The organism is Paenisporosarcina sp. TG20 (genome assembly GCF_000286315.1).
Taxonomy (GTDB): Bacteria; Bacillota; Bacilli; order Bacillales_A; family Planococcaceae; genus Paenisporosarcina.
Window position 1 is genome coordinate 1 of the sequence record NZ_ALJG01000101.1, and the last position, 2,899, is coordinate 2,899.

At 37.8% G+C, this 2,899-nt stretch carries 3 protein-coding genes; 1 reads left to right on the forward strand and 2 read right to left on the reverse strand.

Annotated features, from left to right (window positions below; translation table 11 throughout):
- Nucleotides 1-179: 179 nt before the first annotated feature.
- On the forward strand, nucleotides 180-548 hold the full coding sequence (locus B371_RS0100805) for a VOC family protein (protein WP_019412447.1): 369 nt from the start codon (nucleotides 180-182) through the stop codon (nucleotides 546-548).
- A 193-nt stretch (nucleotides 549-741) separates the two neighbouring features.
- Here the strand turns inward: B371_RS0100805 and B371_RS0100810 are convergent, their stop codons facing one another.
- Together B371_RS0100810 and B371_RS0100815 are read right to left on the reverse strand one after the other, a co-directional pair.
- Complete coding sequence (locus tag B371_RS0100810; RefSeq protein WP_019412448.1) at nucleotides 742-1,149, reverse strand: organic hydroperoxide resistance protein; 408 nt, start codon at nucleotides 1,147-1,149, stop codon at nucleotides 742-744.
- A 472-nt stretch (nucleotides 1,150-1,621) separates the two neighbouring features.
- On the reverse strand, nucleotides 1,622-2,734 hold the full coding sequence (locus B371_RS0100815; protein WP_019412449.1) for a TraB/GumN family protein: 1,113 nt from the start codon (nucleotides 2,732-2,734) through the stop codon (nucleotides 1,622-1,624).
- Between the last annotated feature and the right edge of the window lie 165 nt (nucleotides 2,735-2,899).

Consider the following 2,899-nt stretch of genomic DNA (forward strand, 5'->3'; position numbering starts at 1 on the left):
ACGAGCTGAAAGCCCCGCCCCACGGAAAGCGTCCGCATGGAGCAGAAATCAACTTTGTTCGGATTTTATTGCTAGATTTTTTATTATGAAATTGATTCATATGCATAATTATAATTAATTTTTCAAATCATTATCACTTTTTGATAAAATGGATTAAGACGATACAAGGGGGAATAACCATGTCATTCATGTTTAAATCAATTGATCATATTCAACTTGCTGCTCCTAAAGGTTCAGAAGAAATAGCGAAAAGTTTTTTTGGTGATATCTTAGGATTTCAAGAAATAGAAAAACCGGAAATGTTAAAAAATAGAGGTGGAGTTTGGTTTGAGTTTGCGAGCTATCAAGTGCATATAGGGATTGAAGAACCATTTGCACCAGCTAAAAAAGCACATCCTGCTTTTCAAGTTGAACATATAGAAGCACTAAAAATGCACTTATTGAAAAATGATGTTAGCTTTATTGTCGATGAGGATTTGCCAGGAGCAAATAGAATTTATCTAAGTGATCCGTTTGGTAATAGAATTGAAATTTTAGAGTGGATTTAAAATAATAATCAGAAAACATTCACACCACAAAGGATTCTGTGTATAAAGCCATTTTTAGAAGCTTCATTGTTTAAAATAAACATGAATAGCGGCCGAAGATATAATTTCCGGCCGCTATTATATCTCATATATTTATAATAGGTATTAAATAGTCATCCTTATCCATAAGATAATCACGCGTGTCTTGAATTTTTTATGCAGTTCGTTCATCGACGTCCACCGTGATGTTCCCTTTTATCGCACGTGAATATGGACACACTTTATGAGCCGCTTCCACAAGCTTTTGGGCTACATCCTTGTCTACTTCGCGAACTAATACATCCAATTTGACGGAAAGTGCATAACCATCCTCATCTTGATTCAGTGTGACATGGGCTGTTACCTCGGACCCGCCATGTTTAATTTTTTCTTTTTGCGCCACCAAACTTATTGCTGAATCAAAACAAGCGGCATAGCCCGCTGCAAAAAGTTGTTCCGGATTCGTTGTTCCTTCTTTGACACCCGGCATTGCCAAAGCAATGTCAAGTACGCCATCCTCTGAACGTACGCGTCCTTCACGTCCACCGGTTGCAGTAACTGTAGCTGTAAACACTTCTTTCATTTGTTTTTCCTCCTAGTTATTTTGATTTACTAAAGTATTCTGTGCAAATTAATTTTTTCCAATACAATTGAAAATTATCGAATGTCTTTAAGCAATATTTTGATTGTTGAACTGAAAGATCAAGCAGACATGAAAAATTATTTGAAAAGGGGGGGTGCACAACTCTTAAAAAAAGGGAATGGAAGGATACATATAGTTCATTGGTAAACAGCTTTATCTAACAGGAATTGAAAGGATATGAGAATCCGTTAACTATTTCTTCTAAGGTTTATAAAAGGAAGGTTTTAATCGTGTGAAGGATACCAAAGGTGATTTTTGTGGACACCCTGTGATCTTTTTAGAGATGAGGAGAAATTTAATATTGTAAAAGAGGAAGGACAGATGGTTAATGTATCTCCACCTGTCCTTCCTCTTTTATTTAAATATCTTATGAACGAGAGTTCCACTCGACAAACAATAATCATCTGACCATTTAGTTTGTATTGAATTCATTATGAAGTTCAACTGAATAGCCTCGCTTTTCAAGTAAGTCGACAATACTGTTTTCACCGGCTAAGTGAAGGGCACCAACCACTACAAAATACGTCTCTCCGTCGTCAGCATTTAAAAACTCTTCTATTTGAGTGGTCATCGCTAAGTCTCTTTCGTCCATCGCTAAATGATCTGAACTTTTTTGATCCATCTGTCGCATCTGAGCAAGTGCATCAGTGTTTCCAGAACGCCAAATACGAATCAATTGTGTTAATTCTTCTTCATATATATCGAGTGAGTCAAGAGTATCTTCTAGACTAGCAATTTGCTCTACTTCGGGAGCAGAACTAATCGCAGTAATCTGACTTTCGAGAGTTTCAAGACTAATGATTGGTATATTCTTATCATTTGCGCGCTCAATGAATTGGAGATCAACCCCATTATCTCCAGTCAAGCCCGTCCCTTCTAAAGCCACCTCAGAGAGCATCATGGAAACCAACCATGGTTGAAATTGATCTAGCATTGCTTCGTTTATGCCTAAACTTGACATGTGACCCACCGCTTCATTGAAAACCTCTTCATCGAGTACGTCAGAGAGGATTGTACCATCAAGATATATCCCTTGTTGCATTATAATCTGCGAGGCTTCTGTTTCATTGAGATTCGATATATCGATTTCAACGGCTAAATGATCTGCTTCCTCAAATGCGACATCAATCTTATCGTTAAGAGGGTATATTGTTTGATCTCCTACATGAATGGAGCCTAGTAAATAAACGGTTTGGCCATCTTTTTGAACTCTGTAAAAAACACCATCCGAGGGACCATTATGTTCTTCAAACGATAGTCGCATGCGAACATGAATATCAACCCCTTTTTCCTCAAGTGTATCAAGTACACTCCACTTAGGCTCGTCCATATTACCTGTGAAATAAATGTCCCCCAGGTGAACTTCTGATAAAGTTTCCAACGATAGTAAAGGTGATAAATCGTCGATATCGTTTCCAGACAAATCTAAGTAATTAAGGGCAGTTAATGATTCAATTCCTCCAATGTCCATGATTCCAGTATCTCTAGCTTCTAATGATTCAATAGTTGCAAAGTCAGCTTCCACTACATTTTCATCTTCACTGTTTAGCTCTTGAAGAACTACTGATTCTAAGGCTTTATCTTGGAATTATATCTTTGCGACGAGTAACCGCAGGAGCACATGTTTTTGCAGTGACGAGGAGACTGAAGCCATGCCCGCGAAAAGCGTCCACCGTAGCGGAAATAAACG